The 15,515-nt window shown below is 71.7% G+C and carries 13 protein-coding genes; 6 read left to right on the forward strand and 7 right to left on the reverse strand.

Annotated features, from left to right (window positions below):
• Window positions 1–8 precede the first annotated feature (8 nt).
• The 3 genes from WME82_RS11860 (at window position 9) to WME82_RS11870 (ending at window position 3,233) form a co-directional block, all read left to right on the forward strand.
• On the forward strand, window positions 9–731 hold the full coding sequence (locus tag WME82_RS11860) for an SCO family protein (protein WP_438042923.1): 723 nt from the start codon (window positions 9–11) through the stop codon (window positions 729–731).
• The gene (locus WME82_RS11865; RefSeq protein ID WP_438042924.1) at window positions 724–2,481 is read left to right on the forward strand and encodes a cytochrome c/ABC transporter substrate-binding protein; all 1,758 of its coding nucleotides are present in this window, start codon (window positions 724–726) and stop codon (window positions 2,479–2,481) included. The genes WME82_RS11860 and WME82_RS11865 overlap by 8 nt, the downstream gene beginning before the upstream one ends.
• A gap of 173 nt (window positions 2,482–2,654) precedes the next feature.
• Window positions 2,655–3,233, forward strand: a complete 579-nt coding sequence (locus WME82_RS11870) for a Uma2 family endonuclease (protein WP_438042925.1) — start codon at window positions 2,655–2,657, stop codon at window positions 3,231–3,233.
• Between the two features lie 287 nt (window positions 3,234–3,520).
• On the opposite strand, the gene WME82_RS11875 is transcribed toward WME82_RS11870, so the two are convergent.
• From WME82_RS11875 to hflX, 5 genes are all read right to left on the reverse strand, one after another.
• Window positions 3,521–4,132, reverse strand: coding sequence for a Uma2 family endonuclease (locus WME82_RS11875; protein ID WP_438042926.1), 612 nt, complete (start codon window positions 4,130–4,132; stop codon window positions 3,521–3,523).
• A gap of 124 nt (window positions 4,133–4,256) precedes the next feature.
• The gene (locus WME82_RS11880) at window positions 4,257–5,102 is read right to left on the reverse strand and encodes an NmrA family NAD(P)-binding protein (protein WP_438042927.1); all 846 of its coding nucleotides are present in this window, start codon (window positions 5,100–5,102) and stop codon (window positions 4,257–4,259) included.
• A gap of 26 nt (window positions 5,103–5,128) precedes the next feature.
• On the reverse strand, window positions 5,129–5,977 hold the full coding sequence (locus WME82_RS11885) for an AraC family transcriptional regulator (protein ID WP_438042928.1): 849 nt from the start codon (window positions 5,975–5,977) through the stop codon (window positions 5,129–5,131).
• Window positions 5,978–6,176: 199 nt separating this feature from the next.
• A complete protein-coding gene (locus WME82_RS11890; RefSeq protein ID WP_438042929.1) occupies window positions 6,177–6,527 on the reverse strand; it encodes a DUF705 domain-containing protein in 351 nt (116 codons plus the stop codon).
• Between the two features lie 353 nt (window positions 6,528–6,880).
• Window positions 6,881–8,221: a GTPase HflX gene (hflX, locus tag WME82_RS11895; protein WP_438042930.1), complete on the reverse strand. Its 1,341-nt coding sequence runs from the start codon at window positions 8,219–8,221 to the stop codon at window positions 6,881–6,883.
• Window positions 8,222–8,745: 524 nt separating this feature from the next.
• On the opposite strand from hflX, the gene WME82_RS11900 reads away from it, so the two are divergent.
• From WME82_RS11900 to WME82_RS11910, 3 genes are all read left to right on the forward strand, one after another.
• Window positions 8,746–9,684, forward strand: a complete 939-nt coding sequence (locus tag WME82_RS11900) for a hypothetical protein (protein ID WP_438042931.1) — start codon at window positions 8,746–8,748, stop codon at window positions 9,682–9,684.
• Window positions 9,685–9,770: 86 nt separating this feature from the next.
• Window positions 9,771–10,346 (forward strand): hypothetical protein, encoded by a 576-nt coding sequence (locus WME82_RS11905; RefSeq protein WP_438042932.1) that lies wholly within the window; start codon window positions 9,771–9,773, stop codon window positions 10,344–10,346.
• Window positions 10,265–10,681, forward strand: a complete 417-nt coding sequence (locus WME82_RS11910) for a nuclear transport factor 2 family protein (RefSeq protein ID WP_061614382.1) — start codon at window positions 10,265–10,267, stop codon at window positions 10,679–10,681. Before WME82_RS11905 ends, WME82_RS11910 begins: the two co-directional genes overlap by 82 nt.
• Before the next feature lie 56 nt (window positions 10,682–10,737).
• On the opposite strand, the gene WME82_RS11915 is transcribed toward WME82_RS11910, so the two are convergent.
• Window positions 10,738–14,928, reverse strand: a complete 4,191-nt coding sequence (locus WME82_RS11915; RefSeq protein WP_438042933.1) for an ATP-binding protein — start codon at window positions 14,926–14,928, stop codon at window positions 10,738–10,740.
• 137 nt (window positions 14,929–15,065) lie between these two features.
• Window positions 15,066–15,464, reverse strand: a complete 399-nt coding sequence (locus WME82_RS11920) for a YybH family protein (protein WP_438042934.1) — start codon at window positions 15,462–15,464, stop codon at window positions 15,066–15,068.
• Window positions 15,465–15,515: the final 51 nt, after the last annotated feature.

Genomic DNA, 15,515 nt, shown 5'->3' on the forward strand with positions numbered 1-15,515 from the left:
GGCCCACAATGCGTTTCCTGTCGCTCGGTGCATCGAAAGCGCTGGTCCTGGCCGGCGCGCTCGCCGCGGCCTCGTGCGGCCGCGGGAGCGCGAACGCGCCTCCTGGCGAGCACGCGGCCCCCGCTCCCGCGGGGCCGCCTGGGCACCCTCCGGACGTCGCTGCTGCCGCGGGGCCGCCTGGGCTCTCCGCGGACGGCGCGGCGGAGGTGCGCGCCTCGCCGGCGACGGGCGTCGAGGTCCTGGACGAGGAGCTCGTGGATCAGGACGGCCGGCCCGTCCGTCTGCGCGAGCTCGCCAGGGACCGGGTGCTCGCCGTCAACTTCATCTTCACGACCTGCACGACGATCTGCTCGCCGATGACGGCCATCTTCGGCCGGCTCCAGGCCGAGCTCGGCGGCGCGCTGGACCGGGACGTGCGGCTCGTCTCGATCTCGCTGGACCCCGCGATGGACACGCCGGAGCGGCTGAACGCGTACGCCGAGAAGTTCGGCCGGCGGAAGGGCTGGTCGTTCCTGACGGGGCGGCGCGAGCGCGTGAACCGCGTGCTGGATGCGCTCGGGGGGCGCGCGCCGATCAAGGAGCGGCACGCGCCGATCACGCTCATCGGGCGCGAGGCGGAGGGCCGCTGGACGCGGGTCGAGGGCATCGCGCCGCCGGGGCGCCTCGCGGACGAGGTCCGGGCGTTCCTTCCGCCGCGAGGGGCAGCGGCGCGGAGCGCGGGCGGTGGCTAGGCCGGGGGCCCGTTCTGGGAGGGCGCGGCTCGGCCTCCTGGCTGCGGTGCCGGTGGGGATCTGCGCGGTCGCGGCGTGGGCGCTCGGCCGTGATGAGCGAGCGCCCCGGGCGCACGCGCCTGCGGCGGGCGAGGTGGCGTCGTGCGAGGAGCTCTCGCCGGCCGCCCGGCGCGGCAAGCGCATCTACCAGCGCGGCGCGACCGAGGACGGCCGGGCCATCGAGGGCGCGATCGTCGGCGGCGCCGCGGCGCTCTCGGGCCGCGAGGCCGCCTGCGCGGGCTGCCACGGCCCCAGCGGGCAGGGGACGACCGAGGGGGGCGTGACGGCGCCGCCGCTCGCGGCCGAGCTGCGCCTGGGGGCCAGCGGCGAGCGGGGTGGGGGAGCAGGGCAGGGGAGGGGGGCAGGGGAGGGGGCGATGACCGCCGCCGCGCTGGTGACGGCGATCCGCGAGGGGCGAGGGCCCGCGGGGCAGTGGCTGAGCCCGGTGATGCCGCGGTACCACCTGGCAGAGGCGGATCTTTCGGATCTTGTTGACTATTTGGGTTGTGTCGGCCGGGATCTTGACCCTGGCGTCACGGCGGGCTCGGTGGCGCTGGGCGCCGCGCTGCCGCTGACCGGGCCGGAGGCGCCGGTGGGCGCGGCCGCGCGCGACGTGCTGATGGCGGCGTTCGCCGAGGTGAACGCGCGGGGCGGCCTCTACCGGCGGAGGCTCGAGCTGCGCGTGGAGGACAGCGCCGGGCCGGCGGGCGACGCCGGAGCGACGGCGCGCCTCCTGGACCGGGGCGTGCTGGCGCTGGTGGGGAGCGCCTTCGACGGGGATCCGGCGCTGCGGGCGCGCCTCTCGGAGGAGCGGGCGCCGCTCGTGGGGCCCTTGGCGCTGGCGGGCGCACCCGGGTTGGTCGGCGGCGCCCCGGTGGCGGTCGCACCCGGGTTGGCCGGCGGCGCCCCTGGCCGCGCGCGGGATGTCGCCCGAGGGGGCGCGGCCGGGGCCGACGACGTCGTGTTCCAGGTGCTGCCTGGGCCCGACGTGCTGGCCCGCGTGGCGGTCAAGCACCTCGCCGGCGCTTCTGCGACCGCGGGGGCGCTCGCGCTGGTCGTGCACACGCGCGACCGCGCCGGCGAGGCCTGGGCGTCGGGCGCGCGCGAGGAGGCTGCGCACCGCGACCTCCCTGCGCCGCCGGCGCTCTCCTTCGAGCCAGGCCGCCTCTCGCCGCGCGACGTCGCCGGCGCGGCGCGGGCGCACGGCGCGCGGGCCGTTCTCTTCTGGGGCCCCGGCGCGGACCTCGCGAGCGCCAGGGCGGCGCTGGACGACGCCGGCTCGGCCGCGCCGATCTACGCCTCGCTGGGCTCGCTCGCCGGGAGCGCCGGGGCGCTGTCCCGCGAGCTCGCCGGCCGCGTGCTGTTCGTGTACCCAGGCTCCCTGGGCGAGCGGGAGCGGGCGTCGGAGGAAGCGCTGCACGCGTTCCTGCGCCGGGCAGGCGTGGCGCCGGGGCCGCTCGGTATCCAGGCGAGCGCCTACGTCGCGGCGCAGATCGCGATCGAGGCGCTGAAGCGCGCCGGCGCCCACGCGACGCGGGAGGGGCTGATCGCGGCGCTCGAGCGGCTGCGCGACTTCGACGCGGGCCCGGCCCCGCCCGTGACCTTCGCCCGGAACCGCCGGACCGGTGTCCTCGGAGCGAGCCTTCTCTGGATGGATCCGACGTCCGACACCACCGTGCGAGCGTCGGAGTGGATCGAGGTGGTCCCGTAGGGCGGGGCCATCCCGACATCGGTCATCCCTGCCCACGCACCGTGCTCTCGTGACCAGGGCGAGTGCAGCCATCGCGCGCGCGTCCTCGCCCGAGCCGATGAGCTCAGCGACCCAGGGTGATGGGAGCCTCCCCGGGCTGGTTCCCCATGCGGGGTCGCGCTAGGCTCGGCGCCATGGGTGATCCCGCCACGATGCGGAACATGAGCGCCGCGGAGTACCTGGCGTGGGAGCGGAGCCAGCCTGCGAAGCACGAGTACCATCTCGGCGAGGTGTTCGCGATGGCGGGTGGCAGCCCTCGGCATAACTTGCTGTCAGGCGCCATGATCGCGGAGCTTCGAGCGGCCGTTCGCGGCAAGGGGTGCCACGTGCTGACGTCCGATCAGCGGATCTCGGCCGAGCAAGGGCAGCGCTACGTCTATGCGGACTCGGTCGTGGTGTGCGGCCCCATGGACACGGAACCTGGCACGAGCGATGTCCTCACGAACCCGTGCATCCTTGTCGAGGTCCTCTCGCAGAGCACCGAGCCCTACGACCGCGGCAAGAAGTGGGCGGCGTACCAGCGCCTCGCCTCGCTGACCGACTACGTGCTCGTTTCGCAGACGTCTGCGCGGGTCGAGCACTATCGTCGCGAGGCGGATGGCTCCTGGCGCTACCGGGTGCTGGAGGCCGGCGACACGCTGACGCTGGCGAACGGCGCTACCATCTCGATCGACGCGGTGTACGAAGGCGCGTTCGAGCTCGCCGGCGACTGACGTGGGCGGAGGCCGCGCGCCCGTATTCGCCATGAGGCCGGCCTATCGGTAGCCACCGTGGCTGTTGCGCGGACCGGAAGATCGATCCCAGAGGATCGAACACGTCAAAATTCAACCGCAAGGGGCGCAAGGGGCGCAAGGGACCAGAGGCGCGATGGTTTCTGTCTTCCCCTTGCGCCCCTTGCGCCCTTGCGGGTTGTCTTCCCTTCTGTTGATTTCTTCGGGGACTCCAACGTGATCGGCGCTCGTGCGGTGCCCTTGTCTCCGCGTCGCGGGGCCGCGGTCCGTCACCGCTGCCGCTCCTCCTCGTCCTCGTCGTCGTCGTCGTCGAACAGCGTGCCTACCTTCAGCACGATCGCATCGAAAGGCTCGGGCCTGACCCGATCCTCCCGCTCGGCGGCCAGCACCAGCAGATATCCCTCTGTCGTCCACCGGTAGACCATGAGCGTCTCCGTCTCGGGGTCGACGATCCAGTAGCGGGGCACCTTGCAGCGCTGGTACGTTCGAAGCTTCTTGAACAGATCGTTGCGGCTGTTCGACGGCGATAGCACCTCACACACCCAGTCCGGCCGTACCCGGAGGGGCACCTCGCGAGGCAGCTCCGGCAAGCGCTCGCGCAGCCACCCCGTCACATCGGGACGGTAGACCTCATGGGTTTCCAGCTCGACCTCGACCTCGGTCGCGAACCATAAGCCTCCCGGCCAGCGGCCGCCGGGCCGCCGGTCATAGGGTCCGCTGATCCGGCTCCCGATCCGGAGCTGGGCGCGCCCGTGCGGGCCGCTCGGCATGGCCTTGCGAACGAGCTCGCCACCGATGACCTCGTGGAAACGCTCGCGCTCGGGGATGGCCAACAGATCGTCCGCGGTGGCGAGGCGACGGGCGGAAGCGGCTCCGGACATGCCCGTAGGATAGCGCTGGCGGCTCTCGAGGGCACCACAGGCGTCGCCGACGCGTCACTGCGACCTACCAGAAGGCGAGGGAGCCCGCCCCTGACGAGCTCGCTCCGGGAAGCTCGCCGCAGCGCTACGGGAGCCAGCTCGACGCGTGCTCGCGCGCGAACTCCGCGAAGGAGCGCGGCCGAGCGCCGGTCACGTCGAGCACCGCGTCGCTCCTCTTCGGCCCCCGACCTTCCTGATGGAAGCGGAGCATCGCCGTGATCCCGTCGACGTGCTCCTGGGATACCGCATACGGCAGCATCGCCGCGCGGAACGCCTCCGCCGAGATCGACGCGAAGGTGACCTTCCGGCCGGTCGCCCCGGAGATCTCGGCGACCATCGACGCGTACGAGAGCGGCTCGGGCCCGCACAGCGTCAGCGCCTGGCCCTCGAAGCGGTCCGATGACAGGCACTCGGCCGCCACGCGGGCGATGTCGCGCGCGTCGATGACGTTCTCCTCGACGTCCTCGCACGGCAGGCGGAGGACACCCTCCGTCCGGATCGCGTGACCGTGGTAGTTGATGAAGTTCTGCATGAAGCCGCCTGGCCGGAGGAGCGTGTAAGCGATCCCGGAGGCCTCGACCCCGCGCTCGATCGCGCGATGGACGCGCGCATAGAAGAACGCTTCGCTCTCCGCGCTCATGATCGAGAGCTTGACGAGCCGGTGAGCTCCAGCGCGCCGTGCCGCTTCGACCACGCGGAGCTCGGCGGTGACCTGATCGAGCATGTCTCCTGTCGCGAGGAAGACCGTCGTCGCCCCGCGGAGGCTCGCGTCGAGGCCGTCGCCGGTCTCGAGATCGACGCGCGCGACCTCGCCGGCGTGGTGGGCCGGCCTCCTCGAACGATAGACGCCGCGCGCGGGCAGCCCTTTGCGGTGAAGCTCCGCCAGGACCGCGCTCCCCACGACGCCGCTGGAACCGAAGATGATGTGCATGCGCGCAGCCTGGATCGCGCGCCAGGTCAGCGAATAGGAAGCATTTGACCCCTCTCGGCCGGCGGGATGGGGCGCGCGCCCCGTTGCCTGGCGAGGAGCTCGCGCGGCGTCAGGCCCGAGTGCTTCCGGCACTCGAGGATCCAGTGCGACTGGTCGGAGTACCCTGCTTCGTAGGCGAGATCGGCCCCGGCTCGCCCGCTCCGCGCGGCGATGTCGAGCGCCCGCTGGAACCGCTGGACGCGGAGGAAGTCACGCGGCGTCAAGCCGACCTCGCGACGGAACAGCTCGATGAACCTGCGGTGGCTCAGCCCTGAGGCCGCGACCTCCGCGGCGATCGCGCCCTCGGTGGAGCCGCGCGCCGCGCGCCGGACCGTCGCGGTCACGGCGGCGTGCGACGCGCGGCACGCTCGGGCGCGATCGAGGAAGTACGCGCTCAGCGTCGCCAGCCGTTCCATGTTCGTCGCCGCGCCGTCGATGCGCTCCACGAGATCGCGCGCGGATGCGCCGAGCAGATCGTCGAGCGGGTGGTGCTGGTCGGTGAGGGCGTCCATCGGGAGGCCGAAGAGCGGCCACGCGCCGCCGGGGTGAAAGTGCGCGCCCACGAGCCGCGCCTGAGGAGCGGTGGGCACGTCGAACGCGGACTGGCGCGGGCCGGATACGAGGGCGGTGCGGCATGTCCCGTCGCGGCCGGTCGGCTCTGTCCAGGAGAGCCGCTTGCCGCCGAGGGGGATGACGATCTCGAGCGTCCCGGTGGGCAGCACCCGATCGACGAGGTGCTCTGGACGGTAGCTGTCGTAGATCCAGAGGCTGCGGATGAACGGGCGCAGCGGCTCCGGCGGCGGGATTGCGCGGTAGAAGGAGTGTCTGTCGGTCACGGCGTTCAACCCCGGCGGCGCGCGAGCATGGCCCGGGATTATCGCATGGCCTTCTGGGGCTCGGCGAGCCCGTCGAGTTTCGCGTAACTACCGACGGCCTGCTGATAGGCCTCGGCCAACAACGGCCGCAATGTGTGGGGTGAGGTCGAGCGGCCAGGTGATGAGCGTCGGGCGAAGCCAGTCCGCCTTCGTCGCCGTGTCAGACGCCTCTCCCGGCGGCAACGATGACGGCGTAGTCATGGGCGCTCTTCGATACCGCTTCGTTCGGATGCACGCATACGAGACCGCGCCAGTCGGCGGGCGTCTGATCGTCGATGAGGATGTTGGGCTTGGGCAGGAAACCCGTGAAGCAACGCTCGATGCCAAGTTCGCGCGCGGAGTTTTGGGCGTAGTCGGCGCCACCCGTGCTCCAGCAATACAGCACGAATCCGTGTTCATGGAGCTGGCGCACGTGTTCGACGACCGCCGACATCGGGATCCGTTTCGAGCCGAAGGAGCGGACGAGCGTATCGTCGACGTCGACGTAGGCCACGAGGTGCTTCGCGTTCATGACAACCTTCCATCTGACCCGTAACTCAGGCGATCGTCAAGGTGCTTCCCCAGAATGGTCAGAACATGCGTGAGTTCGTCTACGGCCCAGACTTTCGCCGCGCGAAGCGCGGTCGGAGGCAGAGCAAGAGAGAGTGCACAGGGAGGCGGGGAGGCGGGGAGGAGAGAGGTTACACAGGGGGACGGGAAGGCGAGAGATGTATCCAGACCAAGGTGGAGAAGCGAGAGGTGGAGACCATCAACCTGATGGTTCGAACGACTGAGCCCCATCTCTCGCCTCCCCGTCTCCCGTCAGGTGCCCCCAGCGCTTCGAACTCACCAGGGGTGCTCGTCGGGACCAGCAGGATCGCGCTGTCATCCGCCGGAGAGCCGCGCCGCGAGCTTGCCCAGCGCCTCCGGGGTGCCGCGGACCGTGACGGAGACCTCGTCGCCGTACTCCTCCCGGACCACCTGGAGCCGATCGCGCAGCTCGGCGAGCACGCCGTGACGATCGTAGGGAATCGATACGGTCTGCTCGACGAGGTGCTGCGCGAAGAAGGCCTCGATCCGCGCCCGGAGCGCGTCGCCGTCCCGGTGATCGAGGGCGCTCATCAGGAGCGCGCCCGGATGCTCGCGGGCGAGCGCGTCGCGCTCCTCGCGACCCAGGCGGTCCGCCTTGTTGAGCAGGAGCAGCGCCGGCGTCTCCGCGGCGCCGATGTCCGCGAGGACCTGCTCCGTCACGCGGATCTGCGAGCGGAACGCTGGATCGGCGGCGTCGACCACGTGGAGCAGGAGCCACGCTTCGCGCGCCTCGGAGAGCGTGGAGTGGAACGAGGCGACCAGCGCGTGGGGCAGCCGGTGGATGAAGCCCACCGTGTCGGCGACGAGCACGGCCGGCGTCGCCGGCGGCGAGAGCTGGCGCACCGTCGTCCCGAGGGTCGCGAAGGGCCTGTCCTCGACGAGGACGTCGCTGCCCGTCAGCTGGCGCATGATCGACGATTTGCCCGCGTTGGTGTAGCCGACGAGCGCCACCCGGAAGCTGTCTGCGCGGGCGAGGCGGCGCTGCTCGGCGCTCTCCTTGAGCTGCTCGAGCTCCCTGCGCGCCGCGGCCATCCGGTCCCGTGCGCGCTGCTTGGCGAGCTCGACGTTCGTGTGGCCGCGGGAGGCGCGGCCGCCGCCGCCCTCGCGATCGCCGAGCGCGTGATCGTCGCGGATCCGCGGGAGCTCGTACTCGATCCGGGCGAGCTCGATCTCGAGCCTCGCCTCGCGGGTGCGGGCCCTCGACTCGAATACGCGCAGGATGACGGCGGTCCGATCGAGCACGTCGACGCCGAGCGCCGCCTGCAGGTTCCGCAGCTGGCCGGGGCTGAGCTCGTCGTCGGCGACGACGACGAGGCGCTCCGCCGGCTGGGACGCCGCGCGGTCGGCCCGGCGCGCATCCGGTCCCCTCGGTACCTCGCCTGTGCCGCCTGTGAGGGCGGCGAGCTCGCGGAGCTTCCCCTCGCCGAGATACGTGGTGGGGGACGAGCGCACGCTCCTCTTCTGGACGACCTCCGCGACGGCGGTGATGTCGAGGCCGAGCAGCAGCTGCTTGAGCTCGGCGAGCGATCGATGAAGTTCGGCCTCTGCGGCCTCCGGGAGCTGAACGGCGATGACGATCGCCTTGTGAACAGGGGAATTGCGACACTCGCGGGTTGAGCGCTTCGATGCAGGCATGACACGACCTCCGGCGAACACGTCCGAGGAGGTCGTCGAGCGCTGAGCAGGAGCAGATCGCGGCGAGGGCTACCGGACGGCGTTCCCCCGCGTCTGCGCGCGCATCACGCCCCCGACCTCCGACAAGGGTTCAGGGACGGGTCGACAGCGCGGCAGACCAGCGCGCCTGCGCGGAATGCGCGGGGCGCGGCGTGGGACGCGCTGTCCTGCTCAGCGCAGCCGGAGGGAGGCGGTGGCCATGGACTGAACCTATCGTATCCGGTGACCAGGGACAACCGGCGAGCGCGCTCGCCGCACCAGCTCGGATGTCCTCCAGGATGAAGTCGAACAACGCCGTTCCGGTCCTGGCTCGGATGTCGCGCTTCAGCTCCTCGATCGCCGCCTGGCTGCGCTCGAGCAAACCCCGACGATCGCCGGGTCGTCGTCGACCTGCGCCTCGACGTGGGGTCGGTCACCCCGCCGCGGCCGCCTCCGGCTTGCCTTCGCCCCTCCCGCTCGGTAGCGTCGGTCCCGGGTAGATTCTCGTGCCGGCCCCGATCGTCGTCGACATCGCGTCGGGCCCTGCCGTGCATGGCGAGCTCCCGGCGCTCCTCGTCGAGGCGTGCTCCCGCGCCGCCGGCGGCGGCGGGTGCGCGCTCGGCGACCCGAAGCGCGCCGGGACCCCGGTCCGGGCGCTCGCCGTCGTCTGGCTGGACGGCCCGGACCACCGCCGCCTGCGGGTCGACGTCGCCTCGGTCGGCGCCCCGGAAGGCACGCTGTCGTCGCGCGAGATCGAGTTCCGCGAGGAGGATCCGCTGCCCGACCGCTACCGCACCGCGGGGCTGCTGGTCGCGGCCCTGGCGTCGGAGCGCGCCGGCGCCCCGGCGCCGCCCGAGCCGACCGGCGCGGCGGCGGCCGGCATCGAGCCGGCGGCCGCCTCGCCGCCGCCGCGCCCGCTGGGCTGGTTCCTCGCCGCCGGCGGGCTCGTCGGCAACGGGCTCGATCGCGGCCCCGCCGGCGCCGCGGGCCCCGCCCGCGCCGGCGCCTGGGTCATGGCCACGGCGCTCGACCGGCGCTCGGGGTTCTTCGGGGCCCTCTCGGCGTCCTATGCCGCGGCCCTGCGCGAGCCGGCCCCGGGGCTGTCCGTCCAGTGGCTCGCGCTCGGGGGCGGCGGCGGCATCGCAGCGCCCATCGCGCCGCTCGACGCGCTCGTCCGGGCGAGGATCGAGGCCGCCGCCGACTGGGTGATCGCCTCCCCGGGCGACCCGAAGAAGCCCGAAGAGACAGGGCACGGCTGGACCCTCGGGGCGCGCACGGCGATCGACCTCGTATGGCCGGCCGAGGGCAGCGTGGCCCTCCTCGGGAGCGCCGAGGCGTTCGTGCGGATCCACCAGACCGACCTCCGCGTCCACCCGAAGCCCGAGGCGGCGCTGCCGAAGGGCGGCGTCACGGGGATGCTGGGGGTGCAGCTGCGCCTGCGCTGATTCCGCGTGTCAGCGGGCCGCAGGAGGCGCGCGCCGCCGAGGCCTCCGCCGCGCCGGACGCGCGCGCCCGCGCGCTGTACTGGCCCATGGTGGCCATGGGCGCGGGCGCCTTCCTGGTGATGAGCCTCCTCATGGTGCCGACGCCGCTCCAGATGTGCGGCGTCGAGCAGCGCTCGGTCCAGCAGGCGAGCTGGGTGATCCAGGTGCACCTCCTGAGCATGTACCTGCCCTCGCTCTCGGTCGGCGCCCTCCTGAAGCGGATGTCGATCGCGCAGCTGCAGGGCGTGGGGCTGCTGTTCCTGCTCGTGGGGTTTCTGGTCAGCTGGGTTCCGGGGTTCGAGGGGGCACCTGGTCGGCTGGCGCTGGTCGGGGTCGTGTGGTGTTACGTGTTCGTGACCGCGACGACCCTTGTCGCGCGCAGCCGCCCGGGCTCCGAGCGCTTTCGCGCGCAGGGCGTCGCGCGTCGCTTCCGGGGTGCTGTATGCTCGGCCGAGATCAGGCTCGGATCGGTACGGGAGCAGCGGAGCGCATGGAGTCCTCGGAGAGAAAGCCGGCAAGTCCAGAAGATTCGGTTCGCCAGATGCTCGTCGAGTTCGCGCGCGCCTTCGAGCGAGGCGACGTGGACGCGTTATGCGACATGTTCGTACGTGACGATGCCCTGATCTTCTACGGCACACACGACAAGCTGCACTTCACGCGCTGGGCCGAGATCGAGGCCTCGTTCCGGCGGCAGAGCGAGATCCTGAAGGACCTCGTGTGCAGGATCACCGGCGATGTCCAGGTGCGTCTGCTGGCCGGGGGAGCGGCCGCCTGCGCCGGGACGGCCGGCTTCGGTATCCACGCCACCATGGGCGGCGTGCGCTTCGACCTGCCCGCGCTCCGACTGACCTGCACGGTGGAGCGCCACGGGGATCACTGGCGGTTCGTGCAGCTCCACCTCTCCGTGTCGGACAGGCCGTTCCTCGACAGCGTGGGCCACGTGCTCGAGAGCGCCTGAGAGCGCCTGAACGCCGCGCCGCCACACCACGCCGGTGCGGCGGCGCGGCCCGCGCCTCACGTGGGGACGTCGCTCGACTCCGCCAGATCCCGGAGCGCCCTCTCGCTCCGGCGCAGCGCCTCCTCGGTCCGCTGGACCTTCAGCGCCTCCTGCTCCAGCTCGCCGCGGAGCACGGTGTTCTGCAGCGACAGCGCGGCCAGGAACTCGAGGAGCGGCAGCCGGCGCAGGATGAACGCGCCGTGGACCAGCCGGTTCTCCAGGTAGAGGAGGCCGCCCACCTCGCCGGGGTTCTTCATGAGCGGCATGCACAGCACCGACTTCGGCCGCTCGCGCACGAGGTACTCGTCCCCGGCGAAGGCGCCGCTCGCCCCGACGTCGCTGAGCACCACCCGCTCCCGCGTCCGCTCGACATAGTTGACGATCGACGCCGGGACGCGGGTCGCGAGCGGCGCCGTGCTCCGCTCGTACACGCGGATGCTGATGCCGTCGCGGTCCACCACGGCCTCGGCGGCGAGCCGCAGGCCGTCCCCGGTGAGCAGGAGACAGCACCGCTCCGCCCCCTCGTGCTCGACGACGAGCCGCATGAGCGACTCCATCATCTCCTTCGGCGTCATGTCGCTCGAGAGCGACCGCGAGACCTTCACCGCGGTCTGCGCGTCGATGGCCTCCGCCGCCATCGTCATGACGCCGCTGCTCGTCGCGCGGCGCTGCTCCTGGTTCAGGACGAGCGCATGCCGCTGCTCGAGCTGCCTCACCTTCTCGCTCGCGCCCCAGCGCGAGTACGACGCCACCGCCTCCCGCAGGTAGAGCCCCGGCAGGCCGCTGTAGCCGCGATCCAGGTAGAACCGGGCGGCGAGCTCGCTCGCGAGCGCCTCCTGGTGGATGAACCGGGACTCGCGGAAGGCCACGATCGCCTTATCGTAGAGCGCCGCGGCCTCGTCGTGCCTGCCGTCGACGCGCGCGCGCTCCGCCGCTACGAGCGCGTGTTTGCCGGCGAAGTTGTCGGGGCAACTCTCGGCCCAGACGCGCAGCTGCTCCTCGTGGCCGGCGAGCGACCGCCGGAGCCCGGCCTGCTCCTCGGCCGGGGCCCCGGAGAAGCGGGCCGCCCGGGCGAGGGCGCCGAAGTAGTGGTACTCGGCCGAGAACAACATCCCGTTGCCCCCCGAGATGTTGCGCTCCGCCTTCTCCGCGGCCAGGGCCGCCTCGTCGGGGTTGGAGGCCAGGAGGTGCTGCGCGGTCTTCATCACGTAATGGACGAGCCGCACGCTCGGGAAGCTCTCCTTCTCGAGGCGGTCCTCGAACGCCTGCTCGTCGAAGTCGTCCGCGCTCATCGTGCCGAGGTGGCGCGTGGCGCCCCTCATCGCCTGGACCAGGCGCAGCATGCTCGTCACGGCGTCCGCGGCGAACGTGATCTTCGCCTTCGTCGCGTAGTCGAGCGCGCTCACCGCGCCCTTGTACGCCTCCTCGATCGGGTCGCCCCGCACGATCACGTTCAGGGTGAGCTGGATGTTGCTGAAGCTCCCCCACGTCAGGTTCCCGACCTCGTTCGCGGCCTGGATGCTCACGCGCTGGCAGGCGATCCCGGTGTCGATGTGGCGCGTCCAGACCGAGATCAGACAGCCATAGAGGTTGGCCACCTCGGGCTTGTAGACGAGCGCGTTCATCTTCTCGGTCAGCTCGTAGCCCACCCTGCCGATCCGGTCGCCGTCCTGGTACGCGCCGAGCTTCTGGCAGAGCGCCTTGCCGAGGCACGTGTACCCGATGCCGGTCGGCTCCGCGTTGCCGTGGAGCAGGCTGAGCCGGACCATCTGGCAGACCAGGAGGTCGTTGAGGTTCGGATCGGTGTAGAAGGTCGAGGCGTACATCACGGCCATCACGCCCATCGCCGCGAGCATCGGCGGCGCCGTCATCCTCGGCTGGCCGAGGATCTCGTCGGCCGTGCGATCGCGGAGCGCGTCGCGCAGCGCCGTGATCTCCGCGACAACCTCCTCGTCGGCCGGCTGCCTCCCGAGCTTGATGCCGAGCAGCGCGAGGCACTCCAGCCCGACGCCGATGCACGCGTCGTGCTCGGACCGGGCCATGTGGTTCTGCATCAGGACGCGGTAGGCCGCCGCCTTGTCGAGCTGCGTGCGCGCGCGCTCGAGGAGCACCGAGCAGAGGTCGATGGACCGATCGAACTCCCCGTTCACGCACGCGCTCTCGGCGAGATCGAGGTGCAGCGCGAAGGCGAGCAGATCGTCGGCTCCCGCCCAGTCGTCCTCCCCGATCAGCGCGCAGCCCGCGGCGAAGTAGGCCACCGCGGAGCCGTAGGCCCCGGAGGCCCTCGCCTTCCTGCCGGCGCGGAGGTTCAGCTCGGCCGTCCTGCGCCGCTCGCCCGGATCGGTGATGAAGGAGGCGCCGATGTTCAGCTGGTTCGTGATCTCGAACAGCCGGTCCTCCAGCGCCTCCTCCGGCGTCTGGACGAGCAGCAGGCGCCCGATGCGCAGATGCGTCGAGGCGTGGTTGCCCTCGCGGATGAGCAGGTACGCGGCCTGCTGCACGCGGTCGTGGAGGAACTTGTACGTGCTGCCTCGGCGCGCCACGAGCCCCTCGCGGATGGCCGGGGAGATGGCGGCGTGCGTCGTCTCGGTCGACTCGCCGTACATGGCCGAGAGGACCTCGGCGTCGAAGCGGGCGCCGAGGCACGCGGCGAGGGAGAGGACCCGCTGCGTCTCGCCGTCCAGCCGCCTGAGGCGGCCCAGCACCAGGTCGACGACGTTGTCGGTCAGGTTCTGCGCGGCGATGGCCTCGATGTTCCAGCACCAGACGGCGCTCATGGGATCGACCCAGACCAGCTTCTGGCGATAGAGCTCCGTCAGGAACTGGCCCACGAAGAACGGGTTGCCGCGCGTCCTCTGGACGAGGACCCTGGTGAGCTGAGCCCCCAGCTCGTCCTCGCAGCGGAAGGTGTCCATGACGAGCTCGAGGACGTTCTCGTGCGGGAGCGGGTCGAGGCTGAGCGTCGAGACGCGCGCGCCCGTGGCGTGGATCTGCCGGAGCACCTCCATGAGCGGGTGCGACGGGGTCACCTCGTTGTCGCGGTACGCCCCGATCACGAGCAGGTGCCGCTTCTCGGGCGCCGCGACGACGTCGCGGATGAGCCTCAGGCTGGCGGGATCTGCCCACTGCAGGTCGTCCACGAACAGCACGAGCGGGTGCCGCTTGCGCGCGACCACGCCGAGGAACGCATGGAACACGCGGACGAAGCGGCTGCGCGCCTCGTTCGGCGCGAGCGGCGGCACCGGCGGCTGCTCGCCGAGGATCAGCGAGAGCTGCGGGATGATGTCGATGATGACCCGCCCCTCCTCGCCGAGCGCGTCGCTCAACCGGTGCTTCCACCCCGCGAGCGACTGCGGGCTCTCCGTCAGGATCTGCCGGACGAGCTCCCCGAACGCCTGGGCGATCGTGCGGTAGGGGATGTCGCGCTGGAGCTGATCGAACTTCCCGGAGATGAACGCCCCGCGCTCGCGGACGATGGGCGCCTGCACCTCCTTCACGAGCGAGGTCTTCCCGACGCCCGAGTACCCGGCGACGAGCACGAGCTCGGCCGTGCCCGTGGCGACCACACGCTCGAACGCCTCGAGCAGGATCGCGCGCTCGCGCCTCCTGCCGTAGATCTTCGTCGGGAGCTGCAGCCGGTCCGGGATGTCGGCCGTCCCGAGCGGGAACGAGTCGATCATCCCGAGCTCCTCCAGCTCGGTCTGGCACATGAGGAGATCCGACCAGAGCCCGCGGGCGGTCTGATAACGCTCCTCCGGAGACTTCGCGAGGAGCTTCATCACGATCTCGGAGACGATCCGGGGCACGTCATGCACCAGCTCCGCGAGCGGCACAGGGGCCCTCGCGATGTGGGCGTGCGCCCACGCGGGCGCGTCCTCGGCGTCGAGCGGCAGCTTGCCGGAGAGCAGCTCGTACAGCGTGACGCCGAGCGAGTAGAGATCGGCGCGCTCGTCGATCGGCCAGTCGACGCGGCCCGTCCGCTCCGGCGCGATGTAGGGCAGCGACTCCGGGTTGATCTTCGTCTCGTCGGAGAGGCCGAGATCGCCGCGCACCACGGCCAGCCCACCGTCGAGCGACACCTCCCCGCTCTCCGGGTGCACGGAGAGGTTCGCGGGGCGGATGTCCAGGTGAAGGGTGCCTGACTTATGAAGTTTCGACAGCGCAGATGCGATCTGCACCGCGTGCGTGAGGAACCGGCGAAGATCCATGAGAGCCCTGGTGATCGTCGATAGGACGATCCTGAGTGTACGGTACTCGAAGCAGGATCCCTGTCAACGTTTCCTCCGGCCTCGCCGGCGAGGCGCCGGCCGCCGGAGCGCTTCGACCCGCTCGGCGCGGACGTCGATCACGACGCGTCAGGGATCCTCGTCGTGTGGTGCACGAGGGCTTTCCATTCACCGCCCTTGAGCTCCCAGACCGCGGTGAAGGCGATGGTGTTATCGAGCTTGACACCGCCCTTGAGCTCGGCGCGCGAGCGGTAGAGGCCGCTCACGATAGCGACGTCCCCGCCGACGATACGCACGTCGCACTGCCGGAGCTCCTGCGTGTACGTCAACATGCTGTCGACGAGCTTCAGGTACTCGTCCTTGCCGCGCTGCACTCCGTTGTAATCGACGTACCGCCAGCCTTCGGCCAGGTGGCGATCGAGGAAGCCGTAGTCCTTGACGGCCCCCACCGCCTTCGTCCACGCCTTGAGGAGCGCGACGTGCTCCTCTCTCGCCTGCTCCGCGGTGATCTTCGACATTCTCCACCTCCGCCGCGCGCCCTGGCCGCACTCGAGCCCGCGCGACCGCGC

Source organism: Sorangium sp. So ce128 (assembly GCF_051525245.1).
In the GTDB taxonomy this organism is placed as follows: Bacteria; Myxococcota_A; Polyangia; order Polyangiales; family Polyangiaceae; genus Sorangium; species Sorangium cellulosum_B.